Annotated in this window: 1 protein-coding gene and 1 pseudogene; both read left to right on the top strand. The window is 67.9% G+C overall.

All coding sequences use genetic code 11. The features are described 5' to 3' along the window. Window positions 1-187: pseudogene (locus tag VXC91_RS46560) on the top strand (site-specific integrase); the annotation flags it as partial. 1 nt (window position 188) lies between these two features. Further along, on the top strand, window positions 189-642 hold a 454-nt coding region (locus VXC91_RS46555), incomplete at its 3' end, for a helix-turn-helix domain-containing protein (protein WP_408057646.1).

Below are 642 nucleotides of genomic sequence, written 5' to 3'. Positions count from 1 at the left end.
GCTGATCTTCTGCGCGTCGGAGCTCTACCGAGGCGGACTGGACCTGGTCGCAATTCCGGAGATTTTCGAACATTTCTGGTTCGCCAAGACGATGCGATACGTCCACGTCCAGCAGACCCGGGTCGAGGACGCCTGGTTTGCCGGGCAGCAGCGGGCCGCAAAGCGACTGGAAGGGCTGATGGGATGAAGTGGAACCTGCGGCTGGCCGCCGCGAAAAGGGCATCTGGAAGGAGTCCGAGCTGCAACGGAGCCTGGCCGAGCACGGTCTGGTCATCTCGGCCGGGAAGATGTCCGGGCTGTGGTCCGGCCAGCCAGTCTCCCTCAAGCTGGAGGACCTGGACGCCATCTGCGTCGTGCTCGGCTGCCAGATCGGCGACCTGCTGATCCCGAGTCCGCGAAGGTTGTCCTGCCCGGCGAGCAGACCGCCTCGCAGGCCGCCGTTGCAGCGTCGGGACCGGCGGTGGTGCCCCGCCGCCGTGACGGCCGCTCGACGGCCGCAGAATACGGCTGTGCGCAATCAGCGTTGGCACTTGAGCAGCACGGTTGGCGCCTTCAGCGCCAGAGCCGGCGCACGGATCCCATCGAACGAACGGTGCGCGGGGGGCCTGGCCCAGGGCGCCGCCCCTGCGTGCAGGATCGGTC

This window comes from Streptomyces chiangmaiensis, from assembly GCF_036281785.1.
In the GTDB taxonomy this organism is placed as follows: domain Bacteria; phylum Actinomycetota; class Actinomycetes; order Streptomycetales; family Streptomycetaceae; genus Streptomyces; species Streptomyces chiangmaiensis.
The sequence above is the reverse complement of the archived record's forward strand: the minus strand, read 5'-3'. Positions and strand labels throughout refer to the sequence as shown.